The organism is Anaerohalosphaera lusitana (assembly GCF_002007645.1).
Classification (GTDB): Bacteria; Planctomycetota; Phycisphaerae; order Sedimentisphaerales; family Anaerohalosphaeraceae; genus Anaerohalosphaera; species Anaerohalosphaera lusitana.
On record NZ_CP019791.1, the window covers coordinates 1,659,609 to 1,679,074 of the forward strand.

Annotated in this window: 18 protein-coding genes; 12 read left to right on the forward strand and 6 right to left on the reverse strand. The window is 52.4% G+C overall.

The window, feature by feature from the left end:
* Positions 1–51: 51 nt before the first annotated feature.
* From STSP2_RS06875 to hydF, 12 genes are all read left to right on the forward strand, one after another.
* Entirely contained in the window at positions 52–1,536 is a 1,485-nt protein-coding gene (locus STSP2_RS06875; protein WP_205848021.1) for a hypothetical protein, read from the forward strand.
* Positions 1,537–1,970: 434 nt separating this feature from the next.
* Positions 1,971–2,603 (forward strand): redox-sensing transcriptional repressor Rex, encoded by a 633-nt coding sequence (locus STSP2_RS06880; protein ID WP_146661129.1) that lies wholly within the window; start codon positions 1,971–1,973, stop codon positions 2,601–2,603.
* Positions 2,600–4,444 (forward strand): cache domain-containing protein, encoded by a 1,845-nt coding sequence (locus tag STSP2_RS06885; RefSeq protein ID WP_146661131.1) that lies wholly within the window; start codon positions 2,600–2,602, stop codon positions 4,442–4,444. The genes STSP2_RS06880 and STSP2_RS06885 overlap by 4 nt, the downstream gene beginning before the upstream one ends.
* 4 nt (positions 4,445–4,448) lie before the next feature.
* Positions 4,449–4,802 (forward strand): (2Fe-2S) ferredoxin domain-containing protein, encoded by a 354-nt coding sequence (locus STSP2_RS06890; RefSeq protein ID WP_146661133.1) that lies wholly within the window; start codon positions 4,449–4,451, stop codon positions 4,800–4,802.
* Positions 4,803–4,820: 18 nt separating this feature from the next.
* Positions 4,821–6,614, forward strand: coding sequence for an NADH-quinone oxidoreductase subunit NuoF (gene nuoF, locus STSP2_RS06895; RefSeq protein ID WP_146661135.1), 1,794 nt, complete (start codon positions 4,821–4,823; stop codon positions 6,612–6,614).
* A 12-nt stretch (positions 6,615–6,626) separates the two neighbouring features.
* A complete protein-coding gene (locus STSP2_RS06900; protein ID WP_146661137.1) occupies positions 6,627–8,399 on the forward strand; it encodes an NADH-dependent [FeFe] hydrogenase, group A6 in 1,773 nt (590 codons plus the stop codon).
* Positions 8,400–8,416: 17 nt separating this feature from the next.
* Complete coding sequence (gene nuoE / locus STSP2_RS06905) at positions 8,417–8,920, forward strand: NADH-quinone oxidoreductase subunit NuoE (RefSeq protein ID WP_146661139.1); 504 nt, start codon at positions 8,417–8,419, stop codon at positions 8,918–8,920.
* A gap of 2 nt (positions 8,921–8,922) precedes the next feature.
* The gene (hydG, locus tag STSP2_RS06910) at positions 8,923–10,311 is read left to right on the forward strand and encodes a [FeFe] hydrogenase H-cluster radical SAM maturase HydG (RefSeq protein ID WP_146661141.1); all 1,389 of its coding nucleotides are present in this window, start codon (positions 8,923–8,925) and stop codon (positions 10,309–10,311) included.
* The gene (gene hydE / locus STSP2_RS06915) at positions 10,304–11,356 is read left to right on the forward strand and encodes a [FeFe] hydrogenase H-cluster radical SAM maturase HydE (protein ID WP_205848022.1); all 1,053 of its coding nucleotides are present in this window, start codon (positions 10,304–10,306) and stop codon (positions 11,354–11,356) included. The genes hydG and hydE overlap by 8 nt, the downstream gene beginning before the upstream one ends.
* A gap of 92 nt (positions 11,357–11,448) precedes the next feature.
* On the forward strand, positions 11,449–11,832 hold the full coding sequence (locus STSP2_RS06920; RefSeq protein ID WP_146661145.1) for a response regulator: 384 nt from the start codon (positions 11,449–11,451) through the stop codon (positions 11,830–11,832).
* Between the two features lie 183 nt (positions 11,833–12,015).
* Positions 12,016–12,321, forward strand: a complete 306-nt coding sequence (locus STSP2_RS17480) for a hypothetical protein (RefSeq protein ID WP_205848023.1) — start codon at positions 12,016–12,018, stop codon at positions 12,319–12,321.
* Complete coding sequence (gene hydF / locus STSP2_RS06930; RefSeq protein WP_146661149.1) at positions 12,321–13,547, forward strand: [FeFe] hydrogenase H-cluster maturation GTPase HydF; 1,227 nt, start codon at positions 12,321–12,323, stop codon at positions 13,545–13,547. The genes STSP2_RS17480 and hydF overlap by 1 nt, the downstream gene beginning before the upstream one ends.
* A 268-nt stretch (positions 13,548–13,815) precedes the next feature.
* On the opposite strand, the gene STSP2_RS06935 is transcribed toward hydF, so the two are convergent.
* The 6 genes from STSP2_RS06935 to STSP2_RS06960 all read right to left on the reverse strand — a co-directional run bounded on the left by STSP2_RS06935 (position 13,816) and on the right by STSP2_RS06960 (position 19,459).
* Positions 13,816–14,250 (reverse strand): hypothetical protein, encoded by a 435-nt coding sequence (locus STSP2_RS06935; protein ID WP_146661151.1) that lies wholly within the window; start codon positions 14,248–14,250, stop codon positions 13,816–13,818.
* A 10-nt stretch (positions 14,251–14,260) separates the two neighbouring features.
* Positions 14,261–15,577: a phenylacetate--CoA ligase family protein gene (locus tag STSP2_RS06940; RefSeq protein WP_146661152.1), complete on the reverse strand. Its 1,317-nt coding sequence runs from the start codon at positions 15,575–15,577 to the stop codon at positions 14,261–14,263.
* Positions 15,523–17,106 carry a sodium:solute symporter family protein gene (locus STSP2_RS06945; protein WP_205848024.1) on the reverse strand — a complete coding sequence of 528 codons (1,584 nt, stop codon included), beginning with the start codon at positions 17,104–17,106 and terminating at the stop codon, positions 15,523–15,525. Before STSP2_RS06945 ends, STSP2_RS06940 begins: the two co-directional genes overlap by 55 nt.
* Positions 17,107–17,230: 124 nt before the next feature.
* Positions 17,231–17,662 (reverse strand): ACT domain-containing protein, encoded by a 432-nt coding sequence (locus tag STSP2_RS06950; protein ID WP_146661154.1) that lies wholly within the window; start codon positions 17,660–17,662, stop codon positions 17,231–17,233.
* Positions 17,663–17,672: 10 nt separating this feature from the next.
* Positions 17,673–18,974, reverse strand: coding sequence for a phenylacetate--CoA ligase family protein (locus STSP2_RS06955; RefSeq protein ID WP_205848025.1), 1,302 nt, complete (start codon positions 18,972–18,974; stop codon positions 17,673–17,675).
* Complete coding sequence (locus STSP2_RS06960; RefSeq protein WP_146661156.1) at positions 18,971–19,459, reverse strand: 2-oxoacid:acceptor oxidoreductase family protein; 489 nt, start codon at positions 19,457–19,459, stop codon at positions 18,971–18,973. Before STSP2_RS06960 ends, STSP2_RS06955 begins: the two co-directional genes overlap by 4 nt.
* Between the last annotated feature and the right edge of the window lie 7 nt (positions 19,460–19,466).

Sequence of the window (19,466 nt, forward strand, 5' to 3'; positions counted from 1 at the left end):
TAAGGGATGGCTGATCATAAATGTGGGTCCAAACATTTCTTTGAGGTGAGTATGAGTGTGAAATTTCTGTCCGGCAGCAAATGCGTATTTATGTTGTTTTTAGCGGCCTTGAGCCTTTTTGCTCTGCCGGTGAGTCTGTCACAGGCGGCCGAGCCCGCCGAAGAAGCCCCGCGTGTTCATGCAGTGGTAGACATCGGCCACCAGTTCAGTTTCTACGGGGACGGCCGCTTCCATACTCAGTACCTGCCCGGCCAACCCCGAGCGACTTGTTGGGGTGCGCTGTACAATTTCGATTATTCGAATGCGAATCTGCTCGTGCTTCTGGGCTGTGAGTCGAAGCTGAAGTACCTGCCCAAGGATTTCCGGACGATGGTGCAGTTCATGCGGGACGGCGGGGGCGTTGTACTGCTTGGATGGGCAAGCAGCAAACCGCAGAATGAACTTGCACAGAAGTTCGGTGTGACGTTCAAGAAGGGTGCAAAGAAGCCTTTCAAGGCGGTATCGGACGAGATTACTGACGAGATCGAAGGACGCGGGGATTGGTTTGAGATACGCAATCCGGCGATCTGGGAGGTGCTCATCGCAGATGCGCAGGGGCGTGCCGTCCTCGCGCGTCGCAATGTTGGAAAAGGCACACTGCTCGTCGGGGCCCGTGGGCTCGCTGGCAGTCGTCCTGATGCGAAAGATAATATAAACGCGAGCTGGTGGACGCCCCTGCTGGAAAAGACCTCAGCAGGTAAGCCCGTCGATCCCAAAAAGCCCTTTCGCAGCATCGGGCTTGGCAACCTGGAATACACGGAAAAACTGGGCAACATCAAGCTGCATTACAGTGAGTATCTAAGGCCTTACGCAAAGGCGATGGCAGATATTTATCAGCGGGTGAATCCACAGATCGAAGAGCGGATGGGGGTTCCGCTTTCTGACGGCATGGCCAGTGAGATCGGCCTGCTTGCAACAGGCGGCGGAGGATTTTCTAGCGGGCGTATGCTCGGGCTCGCGGTATTCTGGGGCGGCTTCCCCGACCGCGAGGACAGCATGATCGAGTTCATCACGCATGAGTCCGTACATTCGTGGGTGCTCCCGTTCCCCGAGATTTGGAACGAGCCGATCGCGACGTATGTCGGCGATCTGGTAATGGTGGACATGGGCTATCCTGAGGAGGGCATGCGCAGGATCAACCGAACCATCGATCGGGCAAAGAAGATAGACCCGACCATGAAAAAGTACGACATCCGCGGCAAGAGCATTACCGGCGAGGATCTCGAGGGCGGACAGGCTAATGCGATGCACTGGGGCAAGACCTTCTGGATATTCGAGCAGATGCGGAAAGAAAATCCTGATGTAGTTGCGGATTACTTCAAGGCAAAACGCGAACTGGCCAAACCAGGCGAGATCGAGAAGTATGATGCCAATAACACCGTCGCAATTATGAGTGTCGCAATGGGACGGGACATGTTCGGCTGGTTCCACGAGCACGGCTTCGATGTGAGTCGAGATAAGTCTGAGATTAAGATCGAACTGGAGTCGGCGAAGTAGTCCAAGACTAACTTATAATATTGTAGATGTTTGCCGATCAGGGCTGGCGAGGCTTAGATGCTTTTCCAGTCCTGTTTTTTTGAGTAATAAAGGTGGAAGGTCGTTCAGAATAAAACGGAAGGTGTCGATGATACCTTTCTGCCTGAAAAACTATATTGTTATCGGATGTGCAGTTTATTATTCATGGCAACGGAAATTTCGGTGAAAACGATATTACTTAAGCGTTTTGGGCGTTTATTGTTACGTAATTGCGCAAAGCCGGCGAAAAAACTGAAAATGTTGTGAAAAACATCACAAAAAGCCTTGACTTATTTGAACTATGAGTTACATTTTGAGTACAGTTGTGATAGAGGCAAAGAGGTAAACGTAAAGAATCGTTCGGCAAGGGCGATTTTTCGAGGAAAAGAGGCAAAAGCAGGGGAAGGCAAGGAGCCATGCCGGTCAACCGCAAATGCATAATAAGGCTTTCGCGATATAAGAACGCTCTTCAGCGGCTAAAAGCGCTGGGTTTTGTCAAAGTGTTTTCCGACAACCTGGCCGATGCTGCGGGCGCTACCCCATCGCAGGTTCGCAAAGACTTCTCCCTGTTCGGCATCACCGGCAATCGTCGCGGCGGCTATGTCGTAGACGAGTTGATCGAGCAGCTTCGCGAGATCCTCGGCAAGAATGAGACACAAAAGGTCGTGCTTGCTGGTGTCGGAAACATCGGCAGGGCACTAATGCGTTACGAGGGTTTCGGCGGCGGAGGCATCAGCATCCTCGCGGCTTTCGATATCGACCCAGCCAAATTTGACGAAAATGCGGATATTCCGATCCTGCCACTGGAACGTATGCACGATTTTATTAGTGAGAACGACGTAAAGATCGGAATCCTCTCCGTACCCGACGTAGCGGCTCAGCAGGTTTCCGAGCTCATGCAGGCGGCAGGCATAAAGGGTATACTGAACTTCGCCCCCATTCAGCTCAGGGGCGATGATGGCGCGATAATCAACAGCATCAATCTGGAGGTTGAGCTGGAGAACCTGATCTATTTTGTCAACGCAGCCAAAAAAGGAGTGAAGGAATGATAAGATTCAGCACACTCCGCGGTAAGATATTCACAGCGTTTTTCGCGGTAATCCTCGCACTCGGCCTGTCGATCTTCTTTCTTGGCTATACTCTGGTAGAGGACAACATCGTAGAGCGTGCCCAGCAAGAGGTTGAACATGACCTGGCCAGTGCACGGTCATTTTATCAGGCCGAGATACAGCGGATCGGTGAGGATCTGCGATTGATAGAGTTTGACGGGAATGTTGAAAAGGTCCAGCAGAAGATAGGTCTGGATTATGCCCGTTACGTCGATAAGAACGAGGCGCCGCAGGTTCAAAGCGAAATAGTTCAGGCGGCATTCGAGAAAAACGAGGGTGTCGGCGGCACGCGGCTTATACCGAATGAAGAGCTGCAGAGTTACGATGAGCAGCTTGTAGCAGAACATTCCATAGCCATCAAACCAACGCCGATGGCTCGGCCCACAACTAAAGAAGTTACACAGAAAGTGATGAGCAAGGAATACGCTCTTCCGATCCGCGATGCGGATGGTGATATAGAAGGTGTCCTTTACGGCGGCCGTATCGTCAATCGTGACCATGCGTTGGTGGACCGGATCAGGTATCTTGTTTTCGGCCACGAGTCATATGAAGGCAAACCTGTCGGCACTGTTACGATTTTCCAGGATGACGTTAGGATCTCGACGAATGTTGTCAACGAAGACGGCAGCAGGGCGATAGGTACGCGTGTCTCGGACGAGGTTTACAGCAAAGTCGTCGAGCAAGGCAAGGTCTGGCACGATCGAGCATTCGTTGTAACTGACTGGTACAAAACAGCTTACGAGCCGATCGAGACGATTGAAGGCGAGATTGTCGGCATTCTCTATGTCGGCATACTCGAGGCGCCCTTCGTTGATATGGCCAGGGGTATTATGGGTTGGTTCCTGGTTATAGTTCTTTGCGGAACGTTGTTTGCAGGTGTGCTGTCTTATCTGATGGCAGGTGCCGTCTCCAGACCCTTGACCCATCTGCTGGAGGGCATAGAAAATCTCTCCGGCGGTAATCTCGGCTACGAGTCGCCGGTCAGGTCCTCGGTGGTCGAGATAAACAGACTTGCTAGCAGTTTCAACATAATGTCTGTCCGGCTCAAAGAACGTGACGAAAGCCTCAAAGAATCCAATGCCAAGCTCGAAGACCTGAACCAGAGATACCTGGAGCTGCTGGGATTCGTTGCCCACGAACTCAAAGGCATGCTCGCTTCGACGATCATGAACGCCTATTCCATACGAGACGGTTTTCTCGGAATGATCAATTTCAAGCAGAAAAGGGCGGTCGATTCGATCACGCGAAACCTTGATTACCTTGCCGCCACGGTAAAGAAGTTCCTGAACCTAAGCCGGATCGAGCGTGGCAAGCTGGAGCTGAACAAGTCCGAATTTGCGATCGGGCCCGAGGTGTTCGATATTTCGGTCAAGACCTTCGATAAACTGCTCAGTGACAAGGGTATGAAGGTCGAAAACAAGATCGATCCTGAGATGAAAGTCAGTGCGGATCTCGATCTGCTGCAGATAGTTGCAAATAATCTTATCAGTAACGCCGGTAAATATGGAACCGAAGGCGGCGTAATTCGAATAGATGCCCGGAACGAGGATAACTTTACTGTTGTCGAGGTTTACAACGACGGCAGGCCCATTTCTCAGGAAGCAATGGGGCATCTGTTCAAGAGGTTCTCCCGGCTCGATACGCCGGAGAAAAAGACCGTCAAAGGAACCGGGCTGGGTCTGTTTATTACCCGGCAAATAGTCGAGGCGCATGGTGGTGACATAAAAGTGGTACCAGGTGAAAACGGCAATACGTTTGTTTTCCGAATTGAAAGGGAATAACGAAGTGGCAACTCCATTAGACATTGTCAAAAAAAAGCGAGCCCAGGCTGTAAGCAAGATCATCAGCAAGGGGTATCTCTCAACCAAGCGTGTATATGTAGGTATGGCGACTTGTGAGATAGCCGCTGGATCAAAAGAGGTCATGGCTGTTTTCAAAGACGCTATGGCCAAAGGTCTTACGGACGTATATTTGAGCCAGAAGGGCTGTGCGGGCCGCTGCAATCTCGAGCCAACAGTTGAGATCGTCGAAGAAGGAAAGATCCCCGTCAAGTACGGCAAGGTCGACGAAAAGAAGGCTCGCGAGATCATCGAGCGGCATATCAAAAATGGTGAAATTATCGAAGAATGGCTGATATAAGCGAAAGGGTTTGGTTCAGTGCCTACGAATGAATATGTAATAACATTATGTGACGGGCCGAGCTGTCTGCATCGCGTTTCTCGTGAAGTACGTGATGCCGTCGAAGAATCGCTCGAAAAGCACGGTAAGAGTGACAGCGTAAGGATCCATCTATCCGGTTGTCTGGGCATGTGCAGCAAGGGACCGATCATGATCGTCAACCCCGGCTACACGATCTACGGCAAGATCACTCCTGAAGATGCTGTTAACATTGTTGAGCAGCACATAGTCAATGGTCAGCCGGTTGCGGATAAGGTGGTCAATGAGGACCATCTCTACAATCGCTTTTTCAGGATATTCGGAGATAACGACTTCTTCGGCAAGCAGATGCGGATCACCCTTCGCAACTGCGGCATCATCGACCCCGAGAATATCGACGACTACCTCTCGCTAAGAGGTTACGAAGCACTTGCTAAGGTTCTCACCGACATGAGTCCGCAGGACGTCATCGACGAGGTCAAAAAGGCAGGCGTTCGCGGTCGAGGCGGCGGCGGTTTCCCGACCGGCATGAAGTGGGACTTCACAGCGCGAGAACAGAGCGACCAGAAATACGTTATATGTAACGCTGACGAAGGTGACCCCGGTGCGTTCATGGACCGCAGTGCCATCGAAGGCGACCCGCACACGGTGCTGGAAGGCATGATCATCGGCGGTTATGCGATCGGTGCCAGCAAGGGTATCGTCTACATTCGTGCCGAGTATCCGCTGGCGATCAAAAGGCTCGAAAAAGCTATCGCCGACGCAAAAGAGCACGGCTTCCTGGGCGAGAATATTCTCGGTTCCGACTTCTCTTACGATCTCGAGATCAGACTCGGTGCCGGCGCATTTGTCTGCGGTGAAGAGACTGCCCTGATCCACTCGATCGAGGGTTCTCGCGGTATGCCCAGGCCAAGGCCTCCTTATCCCTCGCAGAGCGGTCTGTTCGGCAAGCCCACGCTGATCAACAACGTCGAAACATGGGCAAACGTCCCTGTGATCATCCTTGATACCGGCGAATGGTTCAGCAGCATCGGCACCGAAAAGAGTAAGGGTACCAAAGTATTCGCGCTGGCTGGTAACGTTAACAATACGGGACTTGTTGAGGTTCCGATGGGTACGACCCTCCGCGAGATCGTTTACGATATCGGCGGCGGACTGCCCGAGGGCAAAAAGTTCAAGGCTATCCAGACGGGTGGCCCCTCCGGTGGATGTCTGCCGGCTGAGTATCTCGATACCCCGATCGACTATGAGCATCTTGCCAAGGCCGGCTCTATCATGGGCTCCGGCGGTATGATCGTCATGGACGAAGATTCCTGCATGGTAGACGTTGCAAAGTTCTTCCTGCAGTTCACCCAGGACGAGTCTTGCGGCAAGTGTACGCCCTGTCGCGAAGGCACCAAGCGAATGCTCGAGATCCTCACCCGGATAACCGAAGGCAAGGGGCAGGAAGGTGACATCGAAAAGCTCGAACGGCTGGGCAACATGGCCAGAAAAGCATCGCTTTGCGGTCTGGGGCAGTCGGCACCTAATCCGGTACTGAGCACGATCAAGAATTTCAGAGTTGAATACGAAGAACATATCAATGAAAGCAAATGCCGTGCGGGTTCATGTAAGTCCATGCTGTCGTTCGTTATCACGGACGCTTGTGTCGGCTGCGGAGCGTGCAGGCGTGTTTGTCCGGTGGATGCGATTACCGGCGGCCGTAAGGAAAAGCATGTGATCGACCAGGAAACATGCATCAAGTGCGGTCAGTGCTTTGAGGTATGTAAATTCCAGGCTGTAGAAAAGGCATAAGGAAATATTGACATGAGCGATATGATTAAGATTTACATAAACGGAAGAGAATACGAGGTAGCAGCGGGCCAGACGATCATGGAAGCCGCTGACAAGCTCGGTTACCATATCCCGCGGCTGTGCTACCATCCCAAGCTTTCGATCGAGGGTGCATGCAGAGTATGTATCGTCGAGGTCGAAGGAATGCGTAACTTCGTTGCTTCTTGTGCTTACCCTGTTACTGAAGGGATGAAGATCCGCACGAATACAAAAGAGATCCGCCGAACAAGGCGTGACATCGTCGAGTTGATCCTTGACAACCATCCGCAGGACTGCCATACCTGTGAGCGCAACAGTAACTGTGAGCTGCAGCGTCTGTCCGAGTCGATGGGTATCCAGAGACGGCACTTCGAAGGCGAGAAGAAACATTACGACAAGGACCTCAGTTCACCTGCTGTCGTGCGTGACCCGGATAAATGTATCCTTTGCGGCCGATGCGTTCGGATGTGTTCGGAAGTGCAGAACATCCATAACCTCACGCAGGCCCACCGAGGCTTTAAGACTGTTGTAATGCCCGCGTACAATATGCCGATGGATGAAAGCGTCTGTTCGACATGCGGCCAGTGCATCAACGTATGTCCCACAGCAGCGTTCATGGAATACAACTATACTCAGGACCTGTTCGAAAAGCTAAACGACGATTCACTCACGAAAGTCGTTCAGTTCGCCCCAGCCGTAAGAGCGGCGATTGGCGAAGCGTTCGGCATGGCGCCCGGCAACAATATGGAAGGTCAGCTCGTCGCCGCACTGCGTAAGCTCGGGTTCGATTATGTCTTCGATACCCAGTTCTCTGCCGATCTGACGATTATGGAAGAAGGCAGTGAGTTCCTCGAGAGACTGCAGAACAAGGGCAAACTACCGTTGATAACGTCCTGTTCACCGGGTTGGATGAAATGCGTCGAGCAGTTCTATCCTGATATGCTGGACAACATCTCGACATGCAAGTCGCCGATGTCAATGGCCGGTGCCCTGATTAAGACTTACTTCGCCGAAAAGATCGAGACCGATCCCAAGAAGATACTCAGCGTTGCTGTTATGCCCTGTACCGCCAAAAAGTACGAAGCCGACCGGCCCGAACTCGAAGTCGACGGCATGAAAACCACAGACATCGTCATCACCACACGTGAGCTGGCGTGGATGATCAAGTCTGCAGGTCTTGACTTTATCAATATGCCGGGCGAAAAGCCCGACGCTCCAATGGGCGTTTCTTCCGGTGCCGGCGCGATCTTCGGTGTTACCGGCGGAGTTATGGAAGCAGCCATCAGAACCGCATATGAACTTTTCACCGGCGAAACACTCGTTGACATCGAAATGGATAACCTTCGCGGCCTGTCCGGTGTGAAGGAAGGTAAACTTGAGATCGACGGCGAAGAGATACGTATCGCTGTTGCACACGGTCTTGGTAACGCTTCAAAGCTGTTCGACATAGTTCGCAAGGAGCCCGATCGGTTCCACTTCATCGAGATCATGGGATGCCCGGGCGGATGTATCGGCGGCGGTGGTCAGCCTTACTGCCATGCATTCTCTGAGTCGCTCGGTGAAGAATGTCTCGCAGCCAGGGCCAAAGCTCTCTACGATATCGATCGCGGCAAGACGATCCGCCGTAGTCTGGATAATCCGGACGTTCAGAAGCTATACAAGGAATATCTGCAGAGGCCCATGAGTGAGATGTCGCACAAACTGTTGCACACTCATTACAAGGCGCAGGAACCAAAGGGTATTATACCAGCTAAGAGTAAAAGATAAGTAACCGGAGCTTTAAGATGATAGAAGCTAAAGATAACAAATTGCAGGAAGTCAGGGATTTTATTGCAGGTACGAAGCAAAAGGATTACCCCGAATCGTATCTCATAGCAGTTCTGCACAAGGTCCAGGAACTCTACGGTTACCTGCCGCAGGACGTGATGGACTTCGTAGCCGAAGAAATGCAGGTCCCGACTGCCCACATCTGGGGCGTTGCGACTTTTTACCACTACTTTAACCTTGAGCCCATCGGCAAGCATGTGGTAAGTGTATGTATGGGTACAGCATGCTATGTTAAAGGTGCCGACAAGGTTCTGGACGCACTGAAGGGCGATCTGGGCGTCGAAGCAGGCCAGACAACCGAAGACGGCCTGTTCACGCTCCAGGAAGCACGGTGCCTGGGTGCGTGCGGTATCGCGCCTGTCATTATGATCGACGACAAGATCTACGGTGAACTGACGGCCAAAAGCGTGGTTGACCTTCTCAACCAGTATCGCAAAGCTGAATCTGCAGGAAAGAAGTAGTAATGAAACACATTGACGCAGCCAGAATAGAGCAGTTACTCCAAAAGCACAGCAAGACAGACAATGCAAAGGTCGACGCTGTGCTCGACAAGGCCAGGTCCCTGCAGCGTTTGACGCTGGAAGAGACCGCTGTGCTGCTGGCTGCGGACGATGCCCAAAACACCGAAAAGATCATGGAGGCGGCAGCATACGTCAAGGACGCCATCTATGGCAAACGCGTTGTCCTCTTCGCACCGCTCTACATCAGCAATGCATGCGTCAACAACTGCCGCTACTGCGGTTTCAAGTGCGAAAATCGCTCCGTTGACCGCCGCAGCCTGACTCCCGAAGAGATCAAGGAGCAGGTTTCATGGCTGTTGAACCGAGGCCACAAGCGAATACTCATGGTCGCGGGCGAAGCACTGAATTTCGACGGCAAGAAAGCGATCGACTATTACTGCGATTCCGTGCAGGCGATATATGACGCCCAGGCTGGCAAAAATCGGATCAAACGTGTAAACGTCAATGCCGCCCCGCTCAGCGTCGAAGAATTCAAACAGCTCAAAGGTATCGGAATAGGAACCTACCAGGTATTCCAGGAGACCTATCACGACGAAACTTACAGATATATGCATCCTTCGGGCCCCAAGAGCGATCCGGATAACCGCATAAATGCGATCGACAGAGCATTCGCAGCCGGCATCGATGACGTCGGCATAGGCGTGCTTTACGGGCTTTACGATTACAAATTCGAGACGCTTGCCATGCTGATGCACTGCGAGCACCTCGAGAATAAATTCAACGTCGGCCCCCACACCATCTCAGTGCCCCGAATAGAGCCTGTCGCCGGCAGCGATGTCAGTGAAAACGTTCCTCATCCGCTGACCGACGAAGATTTCATGCGGCTGGTCGCGATACTGCGTCTCTCCGTGCCGTACACCGGCATCATACTTTCGACCCGCGAAACGCCCGAAATGCGTGACATACTGGTTCACCACGGCGTGTCGCAGATAAGCGCCGAATCCCGCGTTTCCCCCGGCGGCTACGACGACGAAGAAACCGAAGAAGGCATTCAGTTCACCCTCGGCGACCACCGCACACAGGACGAGATCATCGGTTCCCTGCTGGAACAGGGATATCTGCCCAGCTTCTGTGCCGCCTGCTACCGCAAGGAACGTACCGGCGAGCGGTTCATGAGCCTTGCAAAACCCGGCGCTATCAAAGGCATGTGCCAGGTCAACGCACTGGTCACCCTGAAAGAATATCTGGACGATTTCGCGTCCGACTCGGTCAAACAGGCCGGTTATAAGCTCATTAACAAGCAGATAAACAGTTTGACCGGCACCGACCGCGAGATCCTGCGGGACATGTTCAAACATATCGATGATGGCGTGAGAGATGAATATGTCTGATGTGCGTGCCGTTTTAAACCGCGTATATACGGCTGATATGCCCGATCTGCGTGATATCGAGTATCTGCTTTCGCTCGAAGATGCCGATCAGATCGATGAGCTATACAAGTTCGCCGATAACGTAAGGCGAGAGCAGGTCGGTGACGGCGTACTGCTGCGAGGAATAGTTGAATTTTCGAATTACTGCAGGAATACCTGTGCGTATTGCGGTTTGAACAAGTATAATAAGCAAATTCGACGATATCGCATGGCTCACGATGAGATCATGGCCTGCTTGGATAAGATCGTCAGTTGCAATACAAAAACGGTTGTTCTGCAGTCCGGCGAAGAAGATGAGCTCGATGCCGCTTGGCTGCAGGACTTGCTCTTCAAAATAAAAGATAAGCACGATATCGCTGTAACGCTCTCGCTCGGTGAAAGAAGTGACCAGGAGTTCGAGATGTGGCGAAACGCCGGCGCTGACCGCTACCTGCTCAAGATCGAAACTTCCGACAAGCAGCTCTATGAAAAGCTGCATCCGGAAATGAGCTTCGATCGACGCGTTGAGTGCTTGCGTAAGCTCGGCTCGATGGGTTATCAACTGGGCAGCGGCTGTATGGTCGGTCTCAAAGGTCAGACGACCGCCAGTCTCGCTCGCGACGTACAGTTTTTCGTCCGCGAGAAGATCGCCATGATCGGCATCGGCCCGTTCATACCTCACAGCCAGACCGAGTGTGCAAATCACGCATGCGGAGACGTCGAGCTGGTGTGCAAAATGACGGCCGTAACAAGGATCGCGACAAAGAACACGCATATGCCCGCAACGACGGCATTAGGCAGCCTGGGCAACGGCGATATGAGATTGAAAGCACTGGCGTGCGGGGCAAATGTTCTGATGCCCAACTTCACGCCGGTAGAGTATAAAAAACTTTACGAGATTTACCCGGGCAAACGCTGCGTTAACGAGCCTACGGGCGCATGCAGCGGATGCATGGAAAAAATGGTGAAGTCTATAGGTAGATATGTTGACTGGGCACGGGGTGATACGTTAAAAAGTTACAACTAACTTGATTTTGCGCAAGACGTACAGCCGGAACCGGACCTGGGTCCTAAGTAAAAATTGCTACGGTTTTATTTGAACAAGTAGGAGAAAATGAGATGGCCAAGAGAGTATTGATTATCGACGATGACGCAGATTTTCGCGAGTCAATTGCGAATTTGCTGGAAGCTAAGAACTATAACGTATCTGCTGCAGCAAATGGCCAGGAAGGTATCGAAAAAGCAAAGTCTGATACGCCGAATATCATCCTTCTGGATGTTATGATGACCACAAAGTCCGAGGGCTTTGACGTAGCTCGCGAGCTTCAGAAAATCGACTCGCTCAAGGGCACACCCGTCATCATGATCACGGGCGTTCGCAAGGAAATGAACCTGCCGTTCGGTTTCGAACCGGACGAAGACTGGCTCCCCGTAAAGGACGTGCTCGAAAAGCCCGTCAAGCCTGAGGATCTGCTCAAGGCCGTTCAAAAGTACATAAAATAAATTTTTGCCTCCTCCTCCTCCTTTGGTTTGGCGTCCACACGGGCGCCAAAGGATGGGGCTGGGAAAATTTCTTCCGGCCCCATCATATTTTTAATGCAAATGGGGAGCTTTACCGATATAATGTAAACATGATGGGGTTGCGGTACCGTTTTGAACTTACGGGCGACTGCATGAAATAAGCTGATGAGATTATCAGCACTATCAAGATTTAATTTTGTCTCCTCCTCCTCCTCCTTTGGTTTGGCATTCAACAGGATGCCAAATAGTAGGGTCGGCCACCTTGCCGGCCCTACACTTTTCTTCAAAGGAATGGTAGGTATGCTTGCCTGTTTTTTTGAAGCTGAACAAAGGTTCGGCTATGAAAAACGGCGGCAAATAGATAATTCACTCTTCCTCCTCCTTCAGTTTGGCACCTCCAGGGTGTCAAAGGATGGGGCTGGGCTCAGATTCCAGCCCCCATTTTTATTCACTTCTTCAGGAGTATTGTGATGCTCAAGACACCCAAAGCTCTGAGACTGCACATAGGAATTTTCGGCAGACGCAATGTCGGCAAGTCCTCGGTCCTCAATTCGCTTCTTAGTCAGCAGGTCTCTATCGTGTCCGAAGTGGCCGGAACAACCACCGACCCTGTTGAGAAGGTCATGGAGCTGCAGCCCGTCGGCCCGGTGGTTTTCGTGGACACAGCCGGAATCGATGATATCGGTGCACTTGGCAAGATGCGGGTGGACAAAACATACAAAGCAATCGAAAAGACCGACCTTGCCCTGGTGGTGACAGACCGCTGGCAGGAGTATGAGCAGAAACTTTGCGCAATGCTCAAAGAGCAGGGCGTCCCCGTTATCGTGGTTACCAACAAGGCCGATCTGCGCAACGATGGCGAGCTCGAAGAGCATATCCGGGACCTGAAAGTGGGCCCCGTGGTCGCTACGAGTATAGTAAAGGATGAAGGCATTTCCCGGCTGCGTCAGCAGATCATCGAAATTTCCGAGGATGTACGGATCGAAAAAGACACACTGCTCGGCGGGCTCGTAAACGACGGCGATACGGTTGTCCTCGTGGTGCCGATAGATATCGAGGCTCCGAAGGGCAGGCTGATACTCGCACAGGTACAGACCCTGCGCGAGGTGCTCGATGCGAACTGCTGTGCAATGGTGGTCAAAGAGAACATGCTCGAACAGACGCTCACCAATCTCAAACAGCCCCCCGCACTGGTGGTCACGGACAGCCAGGCATTCGCCCAGGTTTCAAAAACCGTTCCCGCTGATATACCTCTGACTGGCTTTTCGGTTCTGTTCGCTAGGTACAAAGGCGACCTCTGCTCGATGGTCGAGGGCGCCATGGCCATCGAGGAATTGAAGGGCGGTGACAAGGTGCTGATCTCCGAGGCATGTTCGCATCACCCGATAGGCGAGGATATCGGGCGGATCAAGATACCGCGATGGCTGCAAAGTTACGTCGGTGATGACCTGGACATCGAGGTAGCCGCAGGACGTGATTTCCCAGAGGACCTCTCCGACTACAAACTGGTGATACACTGCGGAGCCTGCGTATGGAACCGCAGGCAGGTGCTCTCCCGCATAGACATTGCAAGAAAGGCCCAAGTGCCGTTCACCAACTACGGCCTTACGATCGCCTACAGTCTGGGCGTTTTCGAGAGGGCCTTACAGCCGTTCGACGATGCAATGACGATCTACAAGGAACTGGCGAAGAAGTAAAAAGCCCGCTCAAACTTAGCGCATTGAAAAGGTCCGCTGGGATGTTCTTCCCCGCGGACCTTTTATATTTGATCCATAATCAAATAGCAGATAACGGCGGCAAATTCATTGCTCGCTCATGTTTGCCGGATTGCCCAGCCGCATAATTTCACAGTCCGCCGAGAATGGACTCACTTAAAAGTTCGTCGGAGGCGCGGCTGTTAAATTCTGCGGCGGCCCAAAGTGGGTGCTCCTCATTATTCCGTGAGGAACTTTTTTACATGCCGCGCTACAAGTCACTAAGCTCTTCGGCCGAAAGCACCTCAAAGCCTGCCTCGCTCACGATCTGCGGAGCGTTCGTTTCTTTGAGATTTTCGATCTCGAGACAGCATATTCCCTGGTGGTCCGGCTCGAGGACAAAGCCGTAAGCATCGATCACATTGATGTCATTTTCCGCCAGCACCGTCGTCAGCTTGTGCAGATTTCCCGGCTTGTCCGGCACGGATATCGCCAGCGTATCCTTCAGTGCACATGCAAAATTCTTCTCGGACAGTGCCAGGTACGCTTCCTGCGGCTTGTCCACGATCAGCTTCAGCAGACCGTAATCGCCCCGATCCTGCATAGCGAACGCACGCACATTGATATTACTTTCGAGCAGGCTCTGTGTGACCGATTCGAGTCTGCCTGGGCGGTTTTCTACGAATACGTTAAGCTGTTTGGTCATTTTGAGCCTCCTATTGTTCGTCTTTGGGTCTCTCGTCAATTACGCGTTTGGCCTTGCCCTCGTACACAGGCAGGAATCCCGGCTCGTGAAGCTTTACCAGGGGCTTAATGGTGATGGTTCCCTTGAGCTTTTCGACTATTCTGTGACGCAGGTTCTCCAGCTCGCCCGCGCTGCCTGTGAACATCTTTGAATATATCTCGACCTGTACGGTCAGCCGGTCGAGTGCTCCCTGCTTGTCGAGACATATCTGATAGTTCGTGCCGACTTCGGGGATCTTCATGATCACTTCTTCGATCTGCGACGGGAAAACGTTCACGCCGTTGATGATAAGCATGTCGTCAGTTCTGCCTTTGATCCTGCTCAACCGGCGGTGCGTTCTGCCGCATTCACACTGACCGGGCAGTATCGACGCCAGATCACGCGTCCTGTACCGCATCAGCGGGGTTGCATGCCGAATAAGATTTGTAACGATCACCTCGCCGGGCTCACCGTCTTCGAGATTCTCGTCCGTCTCCGGATCAACGATCTCAACGATATAGCCGTCTTCCCAGAAATGCATGCCCGCTTTATGTACGCATTCAAACGCAAGCCCCGGCCCGTTCATCTCACTCAGCCCGTAGGAGTTATACGCATCGATATTATACAGCTCTTCGATCTTCTTGCGGACGTTTTCGCTGTGCGGCTCCGCCCCGATAAATGCCTTCTGCAGATTGAGCTGTTTGAGCGAAATATCGTTCTCATCCAGCACCGTGCGGATGTGCAGCATATAGCTTGGCGTCGCATGCACCACTGATGTCTGGAAATCCTGCATGATCTGAACCTGCCGAAGAGTATTTCCGCTCGAAACAGGTATTACCGTCATGCCCGCTTTTTCCGCTCCGTAATGCAGCCCCAGTCCGCCTGTGAACAGACCGTACGTCATCATATTCTGGAACACATCCTTCTTGCTCGCGCCGGTGCAGACTACACAACGCGCGACGAGATCGGTCCAGGTATCGACATCTTCACCTGAAAAATATATTACCGTCGGTATCCCCGTGGTGCCGCTGGAGCTGTGTATCCGATTGACCTCGTCCATGTCGCAAGCGAGAAGCCCCTTCGGAAAACTCTTTCGCAGGTCGTCCTTGGTGGTGAAAGGGATCTTTTTCAAGTCTTCAAGTGACTTGATGTCGTCGCTGGAGGACATGCCCGCCTTGGCAAGGCGTTTCTTGTAAAAGGGCGTTTTGAAGGCCGAGTCCACGACCTTTTTCAACCTCTCAAGCTGCAGGGCCTCTAGATCGCCTCTGCTTGCTGTTTCGATTCGTTCGTCCCAGAATGGTACTTGCATGTTTTCTGCTCTATGAATAAACCAGTTTCAGTTATTTCGAGAACCTTGTCATTCGGTTTCTTAGTTGCCAAACTCACCAGTACATAGCTTACCAGCGAAACGCCGAAAGAGAACAGGCTGAAGTGTACGGGCATAGGTACGGGATTGATGCCCGGGAAAAGCCCTTTACCCATCGCTGCGAAAACAAGGGCGCTGATGAACCCCGCCGCCATCGCGGTAATACAGCCCTCTCTGGTGCCGCGTTTCCAGTATAAGCCGCCCAGCAGGGGAACCGTGAATGCTGAGAACATCACCCCGACGGCCGCCCAGATCAGAAATGCAAGAAGCTTGGGCGGATATAGAGCGACGACGACAGCAAGAACCGTAGTGACGAACACCGTTGCACGGTTGATAAGATTCACGAGCTGGTCACTTGCTGTGCGATGAATGAATTTCTTGTAGATGTCCCAGCTTATGCAGTTGCCGATCGTCAGCATCAGTCGGTCCGTCGTTGTCATCACCGCGGCCAGCACAACTGTACCCGCAAGGATCGAAACAAAAGGCATGTCTCTAAATATGAATTCAACCGCCTGTATAAATGCACGGTCGGCTCTCTCAACCTCGATGATACCCCTTTCAGCCAGGGCGCGTGCGGCAAAACCGGAAGTCTTGATCAATGCCATCATGACAAAATACGCCACGAACACGATCAGCGGAGCCCACTTGAAATACTTTTTCTGATTCACAGCAAGCACGTTGTTTATGATGTGCGGCGCCGAAGCCAGACCCATTATCAGCAGCATGCACAGCGAAAGTGCAAAGAAGGGCGTCATGAACGAGTGGGCATTCGCCGGCGGAAACTCCTGCGGATAAGCTGCCTTGAGCATGTTCGGATCGAGCTTTGCAAGCACACTATTAAAGTCCGGAGCCTTCGAGATTATAAGTGGGCAGATGATCAACACGCCGATCAGCATGAGAATGACCTGTAAAGAGGCAATGGAAGCGATCGCACGCAACCCACCCAGCAGAACGTAAGACATGGTGATCAGGGCCCCGATTATCAATGCCCATTGATACGGCAGGCCCAGCATCCAGCTCAGTATGAATCCCACCGCGGTAAACTGCCCGATCAGGTAAACGATCGATACGAAGCCGACCGTAATGGAGGACAGCAGCCGCATCGAGCCTTCGCTCTCGTACCGTTCGCAAAAATAATCTTCGATCGTCTGGTATTCGCGATTCGATGCGATACGGCTCAGTTTCGCCCCGAAGAATATCAGACAGAAGCTGCAGCTCAACGGAACGGCAAGCTGTTCCCAGAAGGTTGGCCAGCCCGCGGTATATCCCAGTCCGCTCACGCCCAGTATCGTCATGCCGCTTGCAGCCGAGCCCATCAAAAGCAAAACGAACGACCAGAATTTGAGACCCCGGCCGGCGAGCATGTAATCGGAACTCGTTTTGATCTTACGTGAGTTCCACACCCCCAGAAAGATCAAGATTGCGAAATAGCCGCAAACAGTGACTACCGTCAGAACGCGATGTTCGTCCACAATGGCCTCCTCGCTTATTTGTAGTGTATTGCCCAGGCTGTCAGGGCGATGACGACAAGAGCCGCCGCACTGCCGAATACGATCAACGGTTGGGTAGGCACGATCTGCGAAAGAAGAGTGACCATTACAGACCCTCCACTTCTTCCTGATTGATTATCTTAATGCCGTTCTGCTGAAGTATCTTCTGTGCCCGGTCCGTGTCTTCAAACCGGAAAACCATCAAAGCCTTGTCGGTGAACTTTTCGACAAAGCCGTACATGTATTCGATGTTGACGTCATTGTCCGAAAGGGTCTTCAGTATTTTAGCAAGTCCGCCCGGCTCGTCCGCGACTTCTGCGACGACGACGGAAGTGATATTCGCTACAAAGCCGTTATCCTTGAGAACCTCGACGGCCTGCTCAGCCTTGTCGACCACGATCCGCAATACGCCGAATGTCTCCGTCTCCGCGATCGTGCAAGCGCGAATGTTTACGCCGTTCTGTCCGAGTATGGAGCATGCGTCGAATAGTCTGCCTTTGCGGTTTTCAAGAAAGACTGAAATCTGTTTGATCTTCATGCGGCCTCCTCTATGCGTTTCGTTTGTCGACAACTCTTTTGGCCTTGCCCATGCTTCTTTCGATAGTCTTGGGCTCTACCAGTTTTACGGTCACTCCAATACTGAGAATCGATTCGATCTCTTTTTTGATCTTCGTCTCGAGACCGTGAAGCTGCTTGATCTCGTCGCTGAATCTTTTTTCGTCGAGCTCCACCAGAATGTCCACCTTGTCCAGACTGTGCTTTTCACGGTCGATAACGATCTGGTAGTGCGGCCCGATACCTTCCATACCCACCAGCACATGCTCGATCTGCGACGGGAAGACGTTGATGCCCCGTACAACGATCATGTCATCCGTCCTGCCCTTGATCTTCGACACACGCGGACTCGTTCGACCACATTCACACTTTTCATAATTGACGCTGACAATGTCCCGTGTCCTGTACCGCAGAAGGGGAATGCCCTCTTTAGTCAGAGTGGTGATCACCAGTTCACCGTCCTCACCAGGCTCAACCTGCTCACCCGTCTCAGGGTCGATGATCTCCGGGTAGAACACATCCGAGAATATATGCAGGCCGTCTTTGTACGTGCATTCCTGCGACACGCCCGGCCCGATGATCTCGGACAAGCCGTAAACATCCGTCGCGATCAGACCGAGCGAATCCTCGATCTCGTTTCGCATTGACTCGCTCCACGGCTCCGCGCCGAATATGCCGATCTCCCAACTGCTCTCACGCGGATCCAGCCCAGCTTCCTTAGCCGCCTCAGCCATGTAAAGTGCATAGCTCGGTGTACAGGCAAGAATCCGCGGCTGGAAGTCCTGCATGATCTTTAGCTGCCTTGCAGTCTGACCCGAAGATGTGGGAATTACCGTCAGCCCCATCTCCAGAGCTCCATAGTGGAAACCAAGCCCGCCGGTAAACAGACCATAGCCGTACGCGATCTGTATTATGTCGCCCGGCTCTCCGCCCGCACAGCACAGAGCACGTGCCATAACGTTCGACCACAACGCGACATCCTTGCGAGTATAACCTACCAGCGTCGGATTGCCGGTCGTACCGCTGGAGACATGTATCTCAGCGATTTCTTTCTGCGGTTTGGAAAACAGACCATACGGATAACTGTCCCGCATGTCCATTTTGGTAGTGAAGGGGAGCTTCGTAATGTCGGATATGTCGTTTATCGTATCCGGCGTCACTCCGCTACTGTCCAATCTCTCTTTGTAGATCGGATTGTTTTCATAGACGTAAGTGACCAGTTCCTTAAGGCGTTGCGACTGCAGCTTGCTGAGCTGCTCCTGGTCCATGCATTCTACGTGTTTTTCCCAAATCACTCTTGGCTAATCCTCCGTCCTTCCATGAAGACCCTAGTGTTTTCTTCGAGGTACTTCGCGGCAAAAACCTTGGCGATCGCTGCCAGCCAGTGTTCCTCGGCAATGTCGCTGATCTTGGCAGAGAGGACACCGACCAAAAACGTATTCAGATACCTGGGGTTTTCGATCACATCTTCCGCCTTGGACAGATACCCAGCCAGATCAACACCGTCCGGCTTGAGAAAGACCTTCAGGCGGTTGTGCTCGTCTTCATGGAAGCAGACGAGGTAGTCCGCCCGGCCTTCTGCAACCAGAGGCGAATTCACTTCCTCGCCGAACCGCACATGCGATTCAACCGACCCGCCTCTTTGCGCCATGCCGTGAACCTCGCTCTTTTTAACGTGAAACCCGGCCAACGCAGCCGCCCAGCCGCAAATCTCTGAAGCCTTGACCACACCCTGGCCGCCGATTCCACCCAACGTTATATTCTGAACATTAGTGCTCATAAGTTTC

Bases quoted from the DNA above. Each gene is read 5' to 3' on its own strand.
- STSP2_RS06940 (WP_146661152.1), bottom strand. From the start codon at position 15,577: ATGCAAGTACCATTCTGGGACGAACGAATCGAAACAGCAAGCAGAGGC.
- STSP2_RS06880 (WP_146661129.1), top strand. From the start codon at position 1,971: ATGCCGGTCAACCGCAAATGCATAATAAGGCTTTCGCGATATAAGAAC.
- STSP2_RS06885 (WP_146661131.1), top strand. From the start codon at position 2,600: ATGATAAGATTCAGCACACTCCGCGGTAAGATATTCACAGCGTTTTTC.
- hydE (WP_205848022.1), top strand. From the start codon at position 10,304: ATGTCTGATGTGCGTGCCGTTTTAAACCGCGTATATACGGCTGATATG.
- STSP2_RS06950 (WP_146661154.1), bottom strand. From the start codon at position 17,662: ATGAAGATCAAACAGATTTCAGTCTTTCTTGAAAACCGCAAAGGCAGA.
- hydG (WP_146661141.1), top strand. From the start codon at position 8,923: ATGAAACACATTGACGCAGCCAGAATAGAGCAGTTACTCCAAAAGCAC.
- STSP2_RS06960 (WP_146661156.1), bottom strand. From the start codon at position 19,459: ATGAGCACTAATGTTCAGAATATAACGTTGGGTGGAATCGGCGGCCAG.
- nuoE (WP_146661139.1), top strand. From the start codon at position 8,417: ATGATAGAAGCTAAAGATAACAAATTGCAGGAAGTCAGGGATTTTATT.
- STSP2_RS17480 (WP_205848023.1), top strand. From the start codon at position 12,016: ATGAGATTATCAGCACTATCAAGATTTAATTTTGTCTCCTCCTCCTCC.
- hydF (WP_146661149.1), top strand. From the start codon at position 12,321: ATGCTCAAGACACCCAAAGCTCTGAGACTGCACATAGGAATTTTCGGC.
- STSP2_RS06920 (WP_146661145.1), top strand. From the start codon at position 11,449: ATGGCCAAGAGAGTATTGATTATCGACGATGACGCAGATTTTCGCGAG.
- STSP2_RS06935 (WP_146661151.1), bottom strand. From the start codon at position 14,250: ATGACCAAACAGCTTAACGTATTCGTAGAAAACCGCCCAGGCAGACTC.
- STSP2_RS06900 (WP_146661137.1), top strand. From the start codon at position 6,627: ATGAGCGATATGATTAAGATTTACATAAACGGAAGAGAATACGAGGTA.
- STSP2_RS06875 (WP_205848021.1), top strand. From the start codon at position 52: ATGAGTGTGAAATTTCTGTCCGGCAGCAAATGCGTATTTATGTTGTTT.